Genomic DNA, 14826 nt, shown 5'->3' on the forward strand with positions numbered 1-14826 from the left:
CGACTTCGCGCACTGCGCTCGGAGTCAGGCTCGCTCCTCGTTGATCGAGTTGGCGCCATCCACGACGAGGAGCTGGCCGGTGATGTAGGAGGCGCCCTCGCTAGCGAGGAAGGCGACGGCCGCGGCCACCTCCCCGGGCGTTCCGGAGCGTCCGACGGGGGTCGCGGCCCCCAGCGCGATCTCGTGCTCGCTCGAGGACGAGGTGGCGATCCACCCCGGCGCGACCGCATTGGCGGTGATGCCCGCCGCAGCAGTATCGACGGCGGTCGCACGGGTGAGCCCCAGCATCCCGGCCTTCGCGGCGTGATACGCGACGTCGCCCGTGTAGGCCTGCACCGGGCCCGACAGCGAGGCGACGTTGACGATGCGGCCGTAGCCGCCCGCGCGCATGCCCGGCACGACCGCGCGCGTCATCCGCAGCGCCGTGGTGAGGTTGCGGTCGATGGCCGACTGCCACTGCTCGATGGAGATGTCGTCGATGGAGGCGGGGTCTTCGGGGGTGGATGTGGAGGTCATGCCGGCGTTGTTGACGAGCACGTCGGGCACGCCGAACGCCTCGTGCGCCGTCGCGAGCACGGCATCGACCCCGTCCTGGAGGGTGAGGTCAGCCGCCACGCCGCGCGCGTCGATGCCCTTTCGGCGGAGCTCGTCGACCCGCTGCTGGATGCGGTCGGTCGTCGAGGTGATGACCACTTTCATCCCGGCCCGCCCGAGGAGGAGTGCGGAAGCGAGGCCGATGCCCTCAGCGTTGCCCGCTCCGGTCACGATTGCGATCCCCGCTGTTCGTCTTGACATGGTGTGAACCCCGATCCAAAGAAATTGAACGTTCGTACAACATGCTCCCAAAAGTTGTACATTCGTTCAATGCTGGATGTGTCAGCACGCCACCACAGTGCTTGACGAAGTGTCGATACGTGTCTTGACAACCGTCGACGCGCGAACTCGTGCGCTCTCGCAGACGCGCCCGTATCGGAGGAGCCCACATGAGGACAGAAGCGACTGATCACGCAGGAGACGACGAACCCGTGCGGGGGATCATCTGCCTGACACTGGCATGGGATCAGATTCCCGAGTCGGTCTCCCTGGAGGGCGGCAGCGATCGGATACTGCGTGAACCGGTCTGCGCCATCCTGGTCGATACTTCCATCGGCTGGGTGCTGCTCGACACGGGGACCGACGCGCGACGGTTCCGCGGCGACAACCCCGACCGGGATCTCTACGCTCCCGCAGGTTTGCCCGAGTTCGTCACCGACGGCGATCCGTTGCTCGACGCCCTCGCGGCCCACGGGCTGAAACCCTCCGACATCGCTGTCGCCGCGATCTCCCACCTGCACTTCGACCATTCCGGAGGGCTGCGCCACCTTGTGAACGCGGCGGTCGAGGTCTGTATACAGCGCGACGAACTGGAGTTCGCCATGAAAGTTGCGCGGCGGGAAGACGCCTATCTCCGGGACGATTACAGCGACGAGGCCATTCGCTGGCGTGTTCTCGACGGCGACGCGACCATCGCTCCCGGCGTCGACGCCGTCTTCACACCCGGCCACACTCCCGGCCACATGTCCTACCGCGTTCGGGAGAAAGACCGCACCTGGCTTTTCGCCATGGACGCCATCGACCTTCAGGCCGGCATCGATCTAGATCGGATCGTCGGCACCTGGGCCCGCGAGCAGGATGCGCCCCTCGTGCGCAGGTCGCACGACCGGCTCACCTCTCTCGCGCAGTCTGAAGGCGCCCACCTCGTCGCCGGGCATTGCCCGGTGTCGTGGCCACCTCGGGGCCTGGCACCCTTCTCGAGCACGGACGCCGCGGGATGACCTACATCACCGTTTCGCCCAAGAACTCTGCCGCGGAATCCCTGACAGCGGAGGCAAGCGACACGCTCTGCAATCTCTTGCGAGCGGCGACGGAAGAGATCTTGCAGATTCCGAGCGATGACATCATCGTGGAGATGAACCGTTGCACTGTCTTCACGTTCGACCAGTCAGCCGTGGATGCCGGTGTAGCTCCGGACGTCGTTCTCACGTTCGCAACCAGTGACAGGCACCTGCAGCCGAAATTCTCGACCCTTCGCGACCGAGTACTACATGACTGGGACGGCCGCTTCGAAGCGGTGAGGCTGGAAGTGTGGTTCACCTTGATAGATGTCTGGGGATCCAGTGCTGCCGGCGCTTAGGCGCCGGAAGTCTTGAGACATCACTCGTGAGTCCCGCTCCGGACATGTGGGCAAACTGTCGGCGAACGACGGATCGGGTGAATGAAAAGCCCCGCGATCCCTGTCGAGACAGGGGATCGCGGGGCATTTGACATGGCGGTGACGGTGGGATTTGAACCCACGGTAGGGGTGAACCTACACAACATTTCGAGTGTTGCACCTTCGGCCGCTCGGACACGTCACCGCCGACGAGCTTACGCCAGAGCAGACATGCCCGCCAATCGAGGCGGGGCGGCGATCTCTTGAGCGGGGGGCAAGAACTCCGGTTCTTACCCGGGCGATCGGCGCGGAAGCACACGGCCGCCGCCATAGCCTGAGCGCAGAGGGCCCCCGGCGACGACGCCGGGCCCGGAGCGACCCCAGGAGGACGGCCATGCACGATCTCGACCGACTCGCCGCCATCTTCGCCGCGCTGGCGAGCCCCACGCGGCTGCGCATCGTCACGCTGCTGGCCCGTGCCCGCGATCAGGGCCGAGCCGCAGCATCCGCTCCCGGTGTACTCGAGATCGCCGACGATGCCGAGATCTCGCGGTTCTCGGCCTCGTTCCACCTGGAGCAGCTGCGCGACGCCGGCATCGTCCGAAAGGTGCGGGTGGGCACCCGCTGGGCGCACTCGCTCACGGAGGAGGCGATGGACGCCGTCGACGAGTGGCTCTTCGACGTCGCCGACGATCGCGCGCTGAGTGCTATCCCGGGCTGAGAGCCTCAGGCCGAGACGCGGTTCTTGCCCGACACCTTCGCGCGGTACATCGCCTCGTCCGCGTGGCGGAGCAGCTCCGCGGCCTCGATCGGGCGATCGGTCACGGCGATGCCGACGGATGCCGTCACCGTCACGACAGATCCGTCGATGGTCGCCGGCTCGGCGATGGCCTCGATGATCCGGCCCGCCACGTGCTCCGCCGCCTCGCGGTCCATGTGCTGGCAGACGATGACGAACTCGTCGCCGCCCAGCCGGGCGACGGTGTCCTGCGCGCGCACCACCGACACGATGCGCTCTCCGATGAGCGAGATGAGCGCGTCGCCGACGTCGTGCCCGAAGGTGTCGTTGACCGACTTGAAGCCGTCGAGGTCGACGAAGAGCACGGTCAGGATCCACGACGGGGCATCGTCGCGCAGCGCGAGCTCCAGGCGGTCGAGCATCCCGCGCCGATTCGACAGCCCGGTGAGCGGGTCGTACATGGCGAGGTGGGCCAGCTCCGACTCGACGCGTCGGAGGAGTGCGCTCTCGAGGTCGCGCGCGAGGTCGATCGCCTCCGCGGCGAGCTCGCCCCACGCCGGCGCGGTGCCCGCGACGCTGTCGGTCCACGCGGAGAAGGACATGCGGGGGGAGAGGGGGGTGAGGCGGTTCGCGTTGGTCTGGTCGCCGAGCCACTCGATGTCGAGAAGCACCTCGTTGCGGAAGAACGCGATGTAATCGCCGGCGCCACCCACCGGCACCATCAGCACACCGGTGACGGAGGGGGCCACCTCGGCGAAGTACGGCCGGTCGAGACCGAGGGCATCGCTGGCGATGAACGAGTACTCCCTCGATTCGTCGAGTCGGGTGCGCAGCGCCTCCAGCTCGGCGGTGGGCGGAGTGTCGCCGAGGACGCGCGTGCGTCCGTTGATGCGCACGGCGACGCCGTCGCACGAGATGAGGTCGCGGACGGTCACTTCGCCGCGCACGAGGGTGCCGGCGATGTCGTCGCTGGCGGCGATCTGCACGAGGAGCTCGGCGCGCGTGCGCCGCAGCTGCACCTGGCGGTTCAGCCGCCGCACCTGCTCGAGCGCACGCACCTGCAGGGCGATCTGATTCGCGAGCACCTCGATGCCACGGCGCTGGATGAACGGCAGCTGGCGGCGCGTCCGATGTGCGCACGTGATCATCCCCGTGAGCACCCCGTCGGTCACCATCGAGAACGACACCGTCGACTCCTGGCCCATGTTGCGCATGAACTCGAGGTGGTGGGGTGAGACGGAGCGAAGCTCCGCGGGGCTGAGGTCGAGCGCGGACGGCGCGTACTCGCCGCCGACCGTGATGATCGGCGACGACTCACCCGAAGTGCCGACGATGGCGCGGGAGAGCTTCGTGATGTAGAGCTGCCGAGCCTGCGCCGGGATGTCGGATGCCGGGAAGTGGAGACCCTCGAAGGGCTCCATGTCTTCCGCGCGCTCCTCCGCGACCACTTCCCCATGGTCGTCGGGATGGAAGCGGTAGACCATCACGCGGTCGAAGCCCGTCAGCGCGCGCAGCTCGCGCGCGGTCTCCTTGAGAAGACGATCGACGTCGTCGATGGCGGCCAGGCGATGGCTGATCGCATACAGCCCGGACGCCAGTTGCTGGAGGGGCAGCTGCAGCCGCGGCTCCAGCTCGAGGAGGATCAGGCCGCTTGCCGGCTGCACGATCGCGTCGAACAGCCCTTCGTCGGTTTCGAAGGTGATCGGGTTGGCCGCGCGCGCATCTTCGAGCATCGCCTGAAGGGTCTGCTCGAGCTCCGCATCGACGGCGACGGACAGCGGCTGGCCGAGAAGCGGGCCCGGAATCCCGAGGAGCTCGGCGCAGTTCTCACTGACGGCGACGATGCGATGGGATGCCGGCTCCACCGCGATGAGCGCGCCATGGGCCTGGATCGAGCCGGGCGTGCGGATCGGTTCGCGCGCGCAATCCTCGAGACGTCGGATCTCGGAGTCGCTGAGGGTCAGATGCACCCGCTGATCGGTCAATCGGCTCCCTCGTCCGTCCTGTGTCGATTCTTCCACATGGCCCGCTCTGGTCGAGGAGACGGCATGACTAGAGTTGTCGCGCGGGTGCGCCGGCCCGGGACTGGGGACGATCACGATGACCTCACAGCTGACCACTGTCGACGATCGGGTGGCGCGGGGGATCGAGCGTCTCCGACTCGCGGAGGCGCGGCTCGCCCGGCGCCGTCAGACCCAATGCGGCCCGAGCGAGAACGCGCGGATGGCGATGCGGTACGTCTACGAGCGCTCCGACGCGGGTGAGGACGTGACTCCCACGGCGATCGCCGAGCACCTCGAGATCTCGACGGCGGCCGTGAGCGGCATCCTCGATCGTCTTCATGCCGGCGGGATGATCGCCTTCGCGTCCAACCCGCGCGACGGTCGCAGCAAGCTCGTCGTGCCCTTCGACCGCACGTCCGATGTCGACGACCTCGACCCGCTGACCGCAGCCGTGCGCGCCTTCGCCGCCGACATGTCGCCCGAGATGGTGGACGGCGTCGCGCGCTTCCTCGAGCAGGTCATCGAGGCCGTCGACGACGAGTGCCGCTGAGCGACTGCTAGGCGCCACGGGGGTTGGGTCGCGCGGGCTCGTCGAGAACGGTGAGGCCGTTCACGCTCCCCGCTTCCTTCATGAGCGCGTCGATCCACGCCCCGTTCAGTGAGGGGGTGCGGCCGCCGTAGAAGTGGAAGACGAGCGGCACCGCCGGCGCCACCCAGAGGGCGCGCGTGCCGAGACCGTCCGTCGGCGGGGTGTTGAACAGAAACGACTCGCGGCGGCGCAGCTTGTTCATGAACACGACGCGCAGGTGCGCAAGCAGCCGGTCGTCGAAATCGAACGACTGGTTGCTGCTCCCGTAAATCAATCGCCCCACGGCCACAACTTACCGCACTGCTCCGGTTAACCATTCATGCCTAACCGGCTTAGCTAAAGCCGTGCGGGCTGCCGGGGCCCGTGCCCGGGCAGCCCGTTGCGGTCAGGCGGCCGAGCCCGTTCCCCGCAGCTCGGCGAGCTCGCGACCCGAGCGGCGCGCTCCCTGCTCGGCCTCCTGCTTGAGCTCGGCGGCGACCTCGGCGAAGGAGTCGAGGGCGGGATTCACGCCGACGAGGGTGAACGGTCGCTGCACGACGCGGAGGTCGAGGCCCCAGACGTCCTCGAGCACCCGGCGGAGCCAGCCGGTGGAGTGGTCCCACCCCTCCTTGGGGCTGCCGGGGGCGTAGTTGCCGCCGAGCACCGTGACCAGCGTCGCGGGCTTGCCGCGGAGGGCGGTGCCCTGCGGGTCGATTCGCGGGTCGGTGTAGGCCACGTCGAACCACGTCTTGAAGTGCTGGGAGACGCCGTAGTTGTACAGCGGGACGGCGAACAGCAGCGCCTCGGCGCCGATCAGCTCGTCGGCGAAGGAGGTCGCCAGCGCCGCAGCGGCGCGCTGATCGTCGGTGCGGTCGGCTTCGGGAGTGAAGCCGCCGGTCACCGCGTTCTGCCAGGCCGTCGACGGCACGGGATCGGCGGCGAGGTCGCGACGGACGACGCCGGCATCGGGATGGGCGGCCGTCCACTGCTCCTCGACGAGGTCGGCGAGGGAACGGCTGGCGGACGTCGCAGGCAGGATGCTGGCATCCAGGCGGAACAGGGACATGAGGCTCCAATCTTCGATAGTCGCTATGAAAAGCAAAGCGGCTAGAGAGACAGTAGCACCGTATGATCGAAGCATGGTCGACGAGGGCGGTGCCGGGCACGCGTGCGATGCCGCCGTCGTGCTCGCGTTCTCCCTGCTCGGCAAGCGCTGGAACGGCATGATCATCGACGCCCTCGGACCCGGGCCGCTGTCGTTCGTCGCGCTCCGGCGCGCAGTCGTCGGCATCAGCGATGCGATGCTCTCCGACCGGGTCGCCGAGCTCGCGGAGGCTGGGGTGGTCTCGCGGACCGTCGACTCCGGGCCTCCGGTGGCCGTCGCCTACGCCCTCACGCAGAGCGGGCGCGACCTCGTGCCGCTGCTCCAGCAGCTGGGCACGTGGGCTTCGGCCAACCTCACGAAGGCGTGAAGACGACGGATGCCGCGGCCCGGGGCCGCGGCATCCGCTCTGTCAGCTCATACGACCGAAGGTGGCGTCGATGTCGGCCATCTCCATCTCGGCGGTCGCCTGGATGAGGGCCATGAGCTCCTCGTCGGCGCCCGGCGAGAACTCCTCGCGGCGCTCGGGGGCGATCTCCAGCGGGGCGCCCTCGGGGGCCTGCTCGCTCGCGTCGAGCTCGGTGCCGTCGCCGGAGGGCGACATGCCCTGGAAGATGCGACCGGCCTCGGACTGGTCGTCGAGGTCGAACGAGTACTGCTTGCTCTGCAGGCCGAGGTCGACGAGGCGCTTCACCTCGGGGAACTGCTCCGCATTGGTCTTCGGGATGGGCAGCGTGCCCCGCCAGTTGACGCCCAGCGTCTCGAGCGCCTTGGCGTAGGCGTTCTCGTGCGCCTGGTCGCGGACGATCAGATAGGCGATGGTCGAGCGTGCGGTCTTGTTGTCGGTCATCTCGTACAGACGGCACTTCTGCAGTCGCCCGGTGGATTCCAGCATGAGGTTGTAGAGCAGGTCGAGCACGAGGTTGCCGGAGTTGTAGACGTAGCTGCCGCTCCACGGGTTGCCGGCGGCGTCGACCGGCAGCGCACCCTGCGCGCCCACGAGGTAGTGATGGATGTTGCTGTGGTCGAGCGCGATATTCAGCGGCGTCGCGCCGCCGGCGCCGGGCTGGTCGATCGGATCGGTGGGCTTGCCCTGGTAAGCGGGCGAGCCGTCGAGCAGGCGGGCGATCGTCGTGCCGATGAGCTCGACGTGGCCGATCTCCTCTGTGCCGATGCCCTGGATGAGGTCCTTGTAGGGCTTACCCTGCGGACCGCGGAAGTTGATGCTCTGGAACAGGTACTGCATCATCGTGCGCATCTCGCCGAACTGTCCGCCGAGGCCCTCCTGCAGCGCGTTGGCGGCGGCGGGATCGGGCTCGTCCTGTTCGATCGGATTGATGAGGCGCTGAAGGTGGAAGTACATGGTGTCTCCTCGAGGTCGGGAATCCCACCATGCGGACGTGAGGCGCGTCTCGCCGCGGCCCTGGCACGGGCGCGGTCATGCGGCTAGGGTCGCGCGCGCCCGGCGAGGGCCGGCGGCCGCGCCGGTCGCCTCAGACGGCGAGGGCCAGGGCGCGGTGCACCGAGGCGACAGCGCTGGAGCCCTCGCCGACGGCGGCGGCCACGCGCTTCATCGAGCCGCGCCGCACGTCTCCCGCGGCGAACACCCGCGGCAGCGAGGTCTCGAACGGCAGCGGCTCGCGCCCGAGGCGCTGCCACTGCTCGAGTGACTGCGCCGCGATGTCGGTGCCGGTGCGCAGGAACCCGTCGGCGTCGCGGTCGAGGTCGGAGAGCCATCCCGTGGCGGGCACGGCGCCGATGAAGCAGAAGAGTCCGCGCGCGTCGACGTCTCCGACCGAGTCGATGCGCACGCCCTCGAGCGCGTTGCTGCCCTCCAGCGCCGTCACCTGCGAGCCGGTGTGCACCTCGATGCGGGGATCCTCGACGAGTCGGTCGACGAGGTACGACGACATCCGTGCAGAGAGGTCGTCGCCGCGGGCGACGAGTCGCACCGGACAGCCGTTCGCCGCCAGGTAGAGCGCCGCTTGGCCGGCCGAGTTCGCCCCGCCGACCACGACGACGGGCGACTCCACGACCTGCCGCAGCTCGAGCTGCGTGGCGGCGTAGAAGATGCCGGCGCCCTCGAAGTGCGACCACCGGTCGAGCGGCAGCGTGCGGTAGGCGGCCCCCGAGGTCACGATCGCCGAGCGCGCGTGGATGACGCGGCCGTCGGTCAGCGTCACGTCGAGGCCGCTGTCGGTGGGCTCCAGCCGCACCGCCTCGCACGGTGCGTAGACGCGCACGCCGAACTTGAGCGCCTGCAGCGACGCCTGGCCGATGAGGTCGCCGCCGCTGACGCCGAAGGGGAAGCCGAGGAAGTTCTCGATGCGCGAGGTCGCGGCGGCCTGGCCGCCCGGCGCGACCGCGTCGAGCAGCACGGTGCTGAGTCCCTCGGACGCGCCGTAGATGGCGGCCGCGAGCCCCGCGGGGCCGCCGCCCACGACCACGAGGTCGACCACCTCGTCGGCGTGCGCCTGATAGCTCAGGCCGAGGCGCTCGGCCACGAGCCCGGGCGTCGCATGAGGCATCGCCTCGCCCTGCACGAAGGCGATGGGCAGGTCGGACGGATCGAACTCGTGCGTCTTCGAGTACTGGGCGGCGCCCTCGGCGTCGAGCTCGACGGCGGTGTGCACGAGGTCGAGCCGCTCCGCGAAGCGCCGCAGCGAGAGGAAGTCGCCGGAGTTCGCGGCGCCGACGAACTTGAGCGTCAGGGCGGCCGGGCCGGTGCGCAGCGCCTCGCGCCGAGCCCACAGCGCGTGCAGGACGAGGTCGCAGAGCTCGTCGTCCTCGGCCATCAACCGCCGCAGCTGCGGCCGCGACACGCGCCGGATGCGTCCGGCCCGCGTCACGCGGGCCGACAGGAACGCCCCCTGCCCGTTGAGCAGCCCGAGCTCGCCTACGAACGTGCGGGGGCCCATCGTGGCCAGCACGGCTTCCTCGATCCACCACAGCGAGTCGCGGACGACCTCGACCTCGGCGTCCTCGACGAGGATCAGGTCGTAGTCGGCATCGCCGGAGCGGAAGACGTAGTCACCGGACGCCACGTCTTCGGGCGCACCGAAGGCGAGGAGGCGTTCCCATTGGGCATCAGTGAGGGCGGGGTTCTGGAGGGGATCGAGGTGCGCAGCATCCTTCACCCTCCAGAGGGTAGTGACGTGCGACGCCGAGCGGGCGGATCGGACGCCCCGTTCTCTGAGGGCGATCAGGACCGGTGACGCGCCGGGGGAGCGAAGGAGGGGATCGGGATGGGCCGGGTCGACCGTGCGCGGCGACGCGTGCGGTCGCGAAGGTCTTCCAGGGCCGTCTCGGCGTCGATGTACTCGGTGGACAGCGCGACCGATCCGGTCCAGACCAGACGGACGGATGCTTCGTCCTGCCGTTCGATGCGGGCGATGACGGCACGCGGGTCGGCGGGCGGGTAGCGCGTGTCCACGATGAACCACTCCCCGTCCGAGATGCGGCGTAGGGAGAACGGCTCAGAAGCGTCGTCGCTCATTCAAGCCTCCCTCAGGGCCGGTGAGCCCGTCTCCACCGTGCGCCGCACCGGCCGGATCACGAACACCCTTGACAGTGCGGGAGCGGTGTGGGCGGCGCCGTGCCACAGGGAGCGTCGAGCGTCAAGCGGCTGGCTCGGAGGACCGCGCGTCGCAGGATGGGCCCAGCGGCACCCCGCCGCGTCGGGAGGACACACCATGACACGCTTCGGCTACACCTTGATGACCGAGCAGAGCGGACCGAAGGACCTCGTGCGGTACGCGATCGCGGCCGAGAAGGTCGGGTTCGACTTCGAGGTCTCCAGCGACCACTACACACCGTGGCTCACGAGCCAGGGTCACGCCTCGTACGCCTGGGCGATGCTCGGCGCCGTCGCGCAGGCGACCGACTCGGTCGAGCTCATGACGTACGTCACGTGCCCCACGCTGCGCTACCACCCGGCCGTCGTCGCCCAGAAGGCCGCGACGCTGCAGCTGCTGTCGGACGGTCGGTTCACACTGGGACTCGGCTCGGGCGAGAACCTGAACGAGCACGTGGTGGGAGAGGGCTGGCCGTCGGTGGACGCCCGGCAGAACATGCTGGAGGAGGCGATCGAGATCATCCGCGCGCTGCACACCGGCGACCTCGTCACCTACGACGGCGAGTACTTCCGCGTCGACTCCGCCCGCATCTGGGATCTCCCCGAGGGCGGCGTCCCCATCGCCGTGGCGATCTCCGGCGAGAAGTCGATCGCCCGGTTCGGGCCGCTCAGCGACCACGCGATCGCCGTCGAGCCCGACGCCGACCTCGTCTCCGGCTGGAACGAGCACCACGGCGCCGACTCGCGCAAGATCGGGCAGATCCCGATCAGCTGGGACCCCGACGAGGACACCGCGATCGCCCGTGCCCACGACCAGTTCCGGTGGTTCGGCGGCGGATGGGCCGTGAACGCCGATCTCCCCACCCCGGCCGGCTTCGCCGCCGCCAGCCAGTTCGTGCGTCCCGAGGACGTCGCCGAGGCGATCCCCTGCGGCCCCGACCTCGACAAGATCGCGGAGGCCGTCAAGGCCTACGTCGACGCCGGCTTCACCGACGTGGCCGTCGTGCAGGTGGGCGACGAGGGTCAGGACCGCTTCCTGGAGGAGGCCGCGGGTCCCCTGCTCGAGAGGCTCCGCGCGCTGTGACGAGGTCGTCCCGTGGTCGGTGACGCGGCGGAGCTCTGCCTCGCCGTCGGCGCCGACTGCGGGGGCGCGGTGGATCCGGATGCTCCGCTCGCCCTGTGCGAGCGGCATCTGGCCGCCGCGGCCGACTGGTCGAGGCGTGCGGAGGGGGTCACCGACCTGCTGCCGTCGCCCTGCGGCGTCTGCGCGTCGCGGCTCGGGGTGCGGTGGCCGTCGGGCTGGCTCTGCGCCGTGTGCGAGTGGCGCTACGGCGACGTCCCCGACGGCGATCTCCCGCGCCCGCGCGTCGACGTCGTGTACTACCTCCGCTATGCCGACCGCGTGAAGATCGGCACGACGGCCGACCCGCGCCAGCGGTTCGCGGCGATCATGCACGACGAGGTGCTGGCATTCGAGCGGGGAGACCGCCGAAGCGAGCGCGCGCGCCACGAGCAGTTCGCCGCCGACAGGTTCGCGCGGACGGAGTGGTTCGTGCTGTCGGACGCGATCCGGGAGCACATCGCGACACTCGGCGCCGGCGTCGTCGATCCCTGGGACCTCCTGCTGCGCTGGCGGAGCGAGGCGCTCGCCGCGCAGGGGTGAGTGCGGGCACCCGCGGGTGAGCCGGACTCCGGTGGATTAGGCTCGCCCTCATGGGTCGCTTCATCTACGACACGATGTCGAATTCCGTCGACATCGATGACCGTACGCTCGCACACCTGCGGATCGTCATCATGAACAAGCTGCGGCGATCCGAGTCGTTCATGTTCGACGTAGAGCCCGGAGACGGCACCGGACGCCGCAGCTTCTGGGTGCACCCGGCCGTGCCGATGCAGTTCCACTTCTTCGGCAGCCGCCCGCCGCGCATCAACCGCCTGTGGATCGAAGACCTCATGCAGGTGGCGAGCGGACCCAGCGGACTCTCGGTCACCGCCGAGCCCGATGAGGACCGCCCCGCGCCGGAGGAGTAGCCTCCCCGGCGCCGCGCTCAGTTCTGGGCGAGTTCGCCGTCCGCCGCGGGCGCTCCCGCGCTGTCGAAGTGCTCCGCGACCAGCATGATCCCGCCTGAGGAGTTCGCTGAGTTCGAGAGCTCCTCGATCCACTCGCGGCTCAGCAGCGTCGGTTCCGGGTCGTCGAAGACGAACCGCAGCGGAATCGACTCGTGCAGCCAGATCGAGCTGCGTCCGCGCGGCTGATCGTCGGGGTGGCGCCACGACACGGTGAAGCTCTCGCCGCGGCGCAGCTTGGTGGCGATGACGACCTTGAGGTGCGCCAGCGCTCGGTCTTCGATATGGATCGGCGTCGCCGATCCGCCGTAGTAGATGGTGCCCACGCAACGACTGTATAGCGCGTCGCCTGCGGCGTCACCCTTCGCCCGCCCGTGTCAAGGGGCTGACCGCGCGACGCGCGGGCGGCAGAGTGGTCAGCCGAGACCCAAGGAGGGAGCGCTGTGGTGAGCTCGCAGGATCCACACGCCGAACAAGCCCCGACGGATGCCGCGGCCACGGCGTCCGCGGTCGCCGCGGAAGTCCCCGGCATCGACATCGTCGCCGGCGAGCTTCTGCCACGCCCCCAACGGACGCGGAGTCCCCAGCGGACGCGAAGCGGCCGGCCCGCCGAGGGCGGACCGGCCGACTCCTGATCCGGTTGCGCCGCGCTGCGCGGCGCGGGTCAGCGCTCGGCGCGCGCCAGGTTCGCTCGCAACTCGTCCGCATTCTGACGGACGACGTACGCGGGGCGGTCGCGCTCCACACGCCAGCTGTCGGCCAGGGGGCCGACGTTGACGGTGTCGAAGCCGAACTCGTCGTAGATGCGGGTCACGAGCTCCACGGCGTTGTCGAAGTCGCTCGACGTGGCGAGCGCGCGACGGTCGTCGCTGCCGGCCGTGGCGCCGTCGGTGAGGATGTCGGCGGCCATGATGTGGTTGAACGCCTTGGCGACGCGCGACTGCGGGAGGTGCTCCTGCAGCATCTGCGAGGTCGTGGTGCGGTTCTCGTCGAGCTCGGCGATGCGTCCGTCGCGCTCCCAGTAGTAGTTGTTGGTATCGAGCACGATCTTGCCCGCGAGGGGCTCGACGGGGATGTCCTCGATCGCCTTGAGCGGCACGGTCACCACGACGATGTCGGCGGCGGCCGCAGCATCCTGCGCCGTACCGGCCCGCACGCCGTCGCCGATGTCGGCCACCAGATCCGCGAGCGTCTCCGGCCCGCGCGAGTTGCTGATGACGACGTCGTACCCGTGCTGGACGAAGCCCCGCGCGAGTGCCGAGCCGATGTTTCCTGCTCCGATGATTCCGATTGTGGTCATGCGGCGTGCAAGCGCCCGCCGGGCGAGGGAATTCCCCCGCCTCTCGATCACATAGCGATCTCCCGGGTTGCAGAGGCGGCGGGCACGCGGTTGAGCGGGTCGGCGATCAGCTCGGCGAACGCCGCCTCCGCGGCTCCGATGAGCAGGCGGTCCTCTGCGAGGAGCGCCGTGCGGATGTCGAGCGTCTCGGCGTTCGCGGCCATCGCCTGAGCGCGCACGTCGGCCTCGAGTGCCGGCCCGTCCAGCTGGGCGATCGTCGCGAGGAACCCGCCGAGGATCACCACGCCGGGGTTGAGCACGTTGACGGCATTGGCCAGCGCCGTGGCGAGGATGCGACGCTGACGGCCGACCTCGTCGAGCACCCACGCCTCGGACGATGCCGCGAGGGCGTCGGCGAGGGTCGGCTCGTCGGCGTTGGAGAGGCCGACCGCCTCGAGCAGCCGCGCCCGGCTCACCTCGTCCTCGAGCACGCCGTGGTCGGCCCGGCGATCGGAATCGGCGGCGATGCCCGGGCGGTTCTGGCCGAACTCGCCCGCGTAGCCACCCGCACCGCCGACGGCGGTCCCGCCGACGATCAGCCCGCCGCCGATGCCGCTCGCGCCGCCGTTCAGGTAGACGATGTCCCACGCTCCGCGGCCGGCCCCGTACAGGTGCTCGGCGATCGCGCCGAGGTTGGCGTCGTTCCCCACGGTGACTGGAAGGCCGGTGACCTCTTCGACGAGCGTGCGGAGCGGGGCATCCGTCCACTCGAGGTGCGGGGCGCTGCGGACGATGCCGTCGGCGCTGCGCACGAGTCCGGGCACGGCGATGCCGATGCCAGCGATGCGCGCACCCGCGAGCGCGGCCGTCTTCCAGACCGCCACCCGCTCGGCGACGAGCTCCGCGGTCTCCGCCGGCGTGAGGAGGTGATCGAGCTCGATGCGCTCGCGGACGGGGATGCCGCGATCCAGGCCGACCGCGGCGAGCGTCAGGGCGTCCACCTCCGGGTGCGCCGCGATCGCGACGACGTCGGGGTCGCCGGCGACGAGGGGTGACGGGCGGCCGACGCGGCGGGACGGGTCGGGGGCGTGCTCACGCACGAGCGCGAGACGGGTGAGCTCTCCGACCAGGTCGGCGATGGTCGAGCGGTTCAATCCGGTGGTCTCGGTGAGGGCGGCCCGGGAGAGGGGGCCCGCCTGATGCACGAGCCGGAGGATGCGCGCGAGGTTGCCCTGGCGCACGCTCGGGATGCCCGGGGACGCGTCGCTCATGGGTTCACTGTAGGAGATGGACGCGGCATCCT

18 protein-coding genes and 1 tRNA gene are annotated in these 14826 nt (G+C 69.9%); 8 read left to right on the forward strand and 11 right to left on the reverse strand.

Annotated elements, in window-relative coordinates; translation table 11 throughout:
- Positions 1-24 precede the first annotated feature (24 nt).
- Positions 25-795: an SDR family NAD(P)-dependent oxidoreductase gene (locus tag ABC304_RS02325; protein WP_412928703.1), complete on the reverse strand. Its 771-nt coding sequence runs from the start codon at positions 793-795 to the stop codon at positions 25-27.
- Positions 796-983: 188 nt separating this feature from the next.
- Between ABC304_RS02325 and ABC304_RS02330 the strand changes: the two genes are divergently transcribed.
- Positions 984-1814: an N-acyl homoserine lactonase family protein gene (locus tag ABC304_RS02330; protein ID WP_412928704.1), complete on the forward strand. Its 831-nt coding sequence runs from the start codon at positions 984-986 to the stop codon at positions 1812-1814.
- Positions 1811-2173 (forward strand): hypothetical protein, encoded by a 363-nt coding sequence (locus ABC304_RS02335; RefSeq protein ID WP_412928705.1) that lies wholly within the window; start codon positions 1811-1813, stop codon positions 2171-2173. The genes ABC304_RS02330 and ABC304_RS02335 overlap by 4 nt, the downstream gene beginning before the upstream one ends.
- Positions 2174-2306: 133 nt before the next feature.
- On the opposite strand, the gene ABC304_RS02340 is transcribed toward ABC304_RS02335, so the two are convergent.
- Positions 2307-2396, reverse strand: a tRNA-Ser gene (locus ABC304_RS02340).
- A 189-nt stretch (positions 2397-2585) separates the two neighbouring features.
- On the opposite strand from ABC304_RS02340, the gene ABC304_RS02345 reads away from it, so the two are divergent.
- On the forward strand, positions 2586-2912 hold the full coding sequence (locus tag ABC304_RS02345; RefSeq protein ID WP_412928706.1) for an ArsR/SmtB family transcription factor: 327 nt from the start codon (positions 2586-2588) through the stop codon (positions 2910-2912).
- Between the two features lie 5 nt (positions 2913-2917).
- Here ABC304_RS02345 and ABC304_RS02350 read toward each other — a convergent pair whose 3' ends face one another.
- Positions 2918-4915 carry a bifunctional diguanylate cyclase/phosphodiesterase gene (locus ABC304_RS02350; RefSeq protein WP_412928707.1) on the reverse strand — a complete coding sequence of 666 codons (1998 nt, stop codon included), beginning with the start codon at positions 4913-4915 and terminating at the stop codon, positions 2918-2920.
- 115 nt (positions 4916-5030) lie between these two features.
- Here ABC304_RS02350 and ABC304_RS02355 point away from each other — a divergent pair, with 115 nt between their 5' ends.
- Complete coding sequence (locus ABC304_RS02355; RefSeq protein WP_412928708.1) at positions 5031-5483, forward strand: MarR family winged helix-turn-helix transcriptional regulator; 453 nt, start codon at positions 5031-5033, stop codon at positions 5481-5483.
- A 7-nt stretch (positions 5484-5490) separates the two neighbouring features.
- Here the strand turns inward: ABC304_RS02355 and ABC304_RS02360 are convergent, their stop codons facing one another.
- Complete coding sequence (locus ABC304_RS02360) at positions 5491-5805, reverse strand: DUF7882 family protein (protein ID WP_412928709.1); 315 nt, start codon at positions 5803-5805, stop codon at positions 5491-5493.
- 102 nt (positions 5806-5907) lie between these two features.
- Positions 5908-6567, reverse strand: coding sequence for an FMN-dependent NADH-azoreductase (locus tag ABC304_RS02365; RefSeq protein WP_412928710.1), 660 nt, complete (start codon positions 6565-6567; stop codon positions 5908-5910).
- A 73-nt stretch (positions 6568-6640) separates the two neighbouring features.
- On the opposite strand from ABC304_RS02365, the gene ABC304_RS02370 reads away from it, so the two are divergent.
- A complete protein-coding gene (locus tag ABC304_RS02370; RefSeq protein WP_412928712.1) occupies positions 6641-6973 on the forward strand; it encodes a winged helix-turn-helix transcriptional regulator in 333 nt (110 codons plus the stop codon).
- A 42-nt stretch (positions 6974-7015) separates the two neighbouring features.
- Here the strand turns inward: ABC304_RS02370 and ABC304_RS02375 are convergent, their stop codons facing one another.
- The 3 genes from ABC304_RS02375 to ABC304_RS02385 form a co-directional block, all read right to left on the reverse strand.
- On the reverse strand, positions 7016-7966 hold the full coding sequence (locus ABC304_RS02375) for a manganese catalase family protein (RefSeq protein ID WP_412928713.1): 951 nt from the start codon (positions 7964-7966) through the stop codon (positions 7016-7018).
- Positions 7967-8096: 130 nt separating this feature from the next.
- Positions 8097-9740, reverse strand: coding sequence for an FAD-dependent oxidoreductase (locus ABC304_RS02380; protein WP_412928714.1), 1644 nt, complete (start codon positions 9738-9740; stop codon positions 8097-8099).
- Between the two features lie 65 nt (positions 9741-9805).
- The gene (locus ABC304_RS02385) at positions 9806-10099 is read right to left on the reverse strand and encodes a hypothetical protein (RefSeq protein ID WP_412928715.1); all 294 of its coding nucleotides are present in this window, start codon (positions 10097-10099) and stop codon (positions 9806-9808) included.
- A gap of 196 nt (positions 10100-10295) precedes the next feature.
- Here ABC304_RS02385 and ABC304_RS02390 point away from each other — a divergent pair, with 196 nt between their 5' ends.
- Genes ABC304_RS02390 through ABC304_RS02400 form a run of 3 tightly spaced genes read left to right on the forward strand, consistent with a single transcriptional unit; the run spans position 10296 to position 12208 of the window.
- Positions 10296-11261: an LLM class F420-dependent oxidoreductase gene (locus ABC304_RS02390; protein WP_412928716.1), complete on the forward strand. Its 966-nt coding sequence runs from the start codon at positions 10296-10298 to the stop codon at positions 11259-11261.
- A 12-nt stretch (positions 11262-11273) separates the two neighbouring features.
- The gene (locus ABC304_RS02395; protein WP_412928717.1) at positions 11274-11840 is read left to right on the forward strand and encodes a GIY-YIG nuclease family protein; all 567 of its coding nucleotides are present in this window, start codon (positions 11274-11276) and stop codon (positions 11838-11840) included.
- Between the two features lie 50 nt (positions 11841-11890).
- Positions 11891-12208 carry a DUF7882 family protein gene (locus ABC304_RS02400; protein ID WP_412928718.1) on the forward strand — a complete coding sequence of 106 codons (318 nt, stop codon included), beginning with the start codon at positions 11891-11893 and terminating at the stop codon, positions 12206-12208.
- A 17-nt stretch (positions 12209-12225) separates the two neighbouring features.
- Here the strand turns inward: ABC304_RS02400 and ABC304_RS02405 are convergent, their stop codons facing one another.
- From ABC304_RS02405 to ABC304_RS02415, 3 genes are all read right to left on the reverse strand, one after another.
- A complete protein-coding gene (locus ABC304_RS02405; RefSeq protein WP_412928719.1) occupies positions 12226-12570 on the reverse strand; it encodes a DUF7882 family protein in 345 nt (114 codons plus the stop codon).
- A 338-nt stretch (positions 12571-12908) separates the two neighbouring features.
- Positions 12909-13592, reverse strand: a complete 684-nt coding sequence (locus tag ABC304_RS02410; protein WP_412929048.1) for an NADPH-dependent F420 reductase — start codon at positions 13590-13592, stop codon at positions 12909-12911.
- Positions 13592-14794: an ROK family protein gene (locus tag ABC304_RS02415; protein ID WP_412928720.1), complete on the reverse strand. Its 1203-nt coding sequence runs from the start codon at positions 14792-14794 to the stop codon at positions 13592-13594. The genes ABC304_RS02410 and ABC304_RS02415 overlap by 1 nt, the downstream gene beginning before the upstream one ends.
- Positions 14795-14826: the final 32 nt, after the last annotated feature.

The organism is Microbacterium jepli (assembly GCF_047237905.1).
GTDB lineage: Bacteria > Actinomycetota > Actinomycetes > Actinomycetales > Microbacteriaceae > Microbacterium.

What these genes read in the sequence shown, in the direction of transcription:
- ABC304_RS02325 (WP_412928703.1), bottom strand. Translation starts at nt 795, where the DNA reads ATGTCAAGACGAACAGCGGGGATCGCAATCGTGACCGGAGCGGGCAAC.
- ABC304_RS02330 (WP_412928704.1), top strand. Translation starts at nt 984, where the DNA reads ATGAGGACAGAAGCGACTGATCACGCAGGAGACGACGAACCCGTGCGG.
- ABC304_RS02335 (WP_412928705.1), top strand. Translation starts at nt 1,811, where the DNA reads ATGACCTACATCACCGTTTCGCCCAAGAACTCTGCCGCGGAATCCCTG.
- ABC304_RS02345 (WP_412928706.1), top strand. Translation starts at nt 2,586, where the DNA reads ATGCACGATCTCGACCGACTCGCCGCCATCTTCGCCGCGCTGGCGAGC.
- ABC304_RS02355 (WP_412928708.1), top strand. Translation starts at nt 5,031, where the DNA reads ATGACCTCACAGCTGACCACTGTCGACGATCGGGTGGCGCGGGGGATC.
- ABC304_RS02365 (WP_412928710.1), bottom strand. Translation starts at nt 6,567, where the DNA reads ATGTCCCTGTTCCGCCTGGATGCCAGCATCCTGCCTGCGACGTCCGCC.
- ABC304_RS02370 (WP_412928712.1), top strand. Translation starts at nt 6,641, where the DNA reads ATGGTCGACGAGGGCGGTGCCGGGCACGCGTGCGATGCCGCCGTCGTG.
- ABC304_RS02375 (WP_412928713.1), bottom strand. Translation starts at nt 7,966, where the DNA reads ATGTACTTCCACCTTCAGCGCCTCATCAATCCGATCGAACAGGACGAG.
- ABC304_RS02385 (WP_412928715.1), bottom strand. Translation starts at nt 10,099, where the DNA reads ATGAGCGACGACGCTTCTGAGCCGTTCTCCCTACGCCGCATCTCGGAC.
- ABC304_RS02390 (WP_412928716.1), top strand. Translation starts at nt 10,296, where the DNA reads ATGACACGCTTCGGCTACACCTTGATGACCGAGCAGAGCGGACCGAAG.
- ABC304_RS02400 (WP_412928718.1), top strand. Translation starts at nt 11,891, where the DNA reads ATGGGTCGCTTCATCTACGACACGATGTCGAATTCCGTCGACATCGAT.
- ABC304_RS02415 (WP_412928720.1), bottom strand. Translation starts at nt 14,794, where the DNA reads ATGAGCGACGCGTCCCCGGGCATCCCGAGCGTGCGCCAGGGCAACCTC.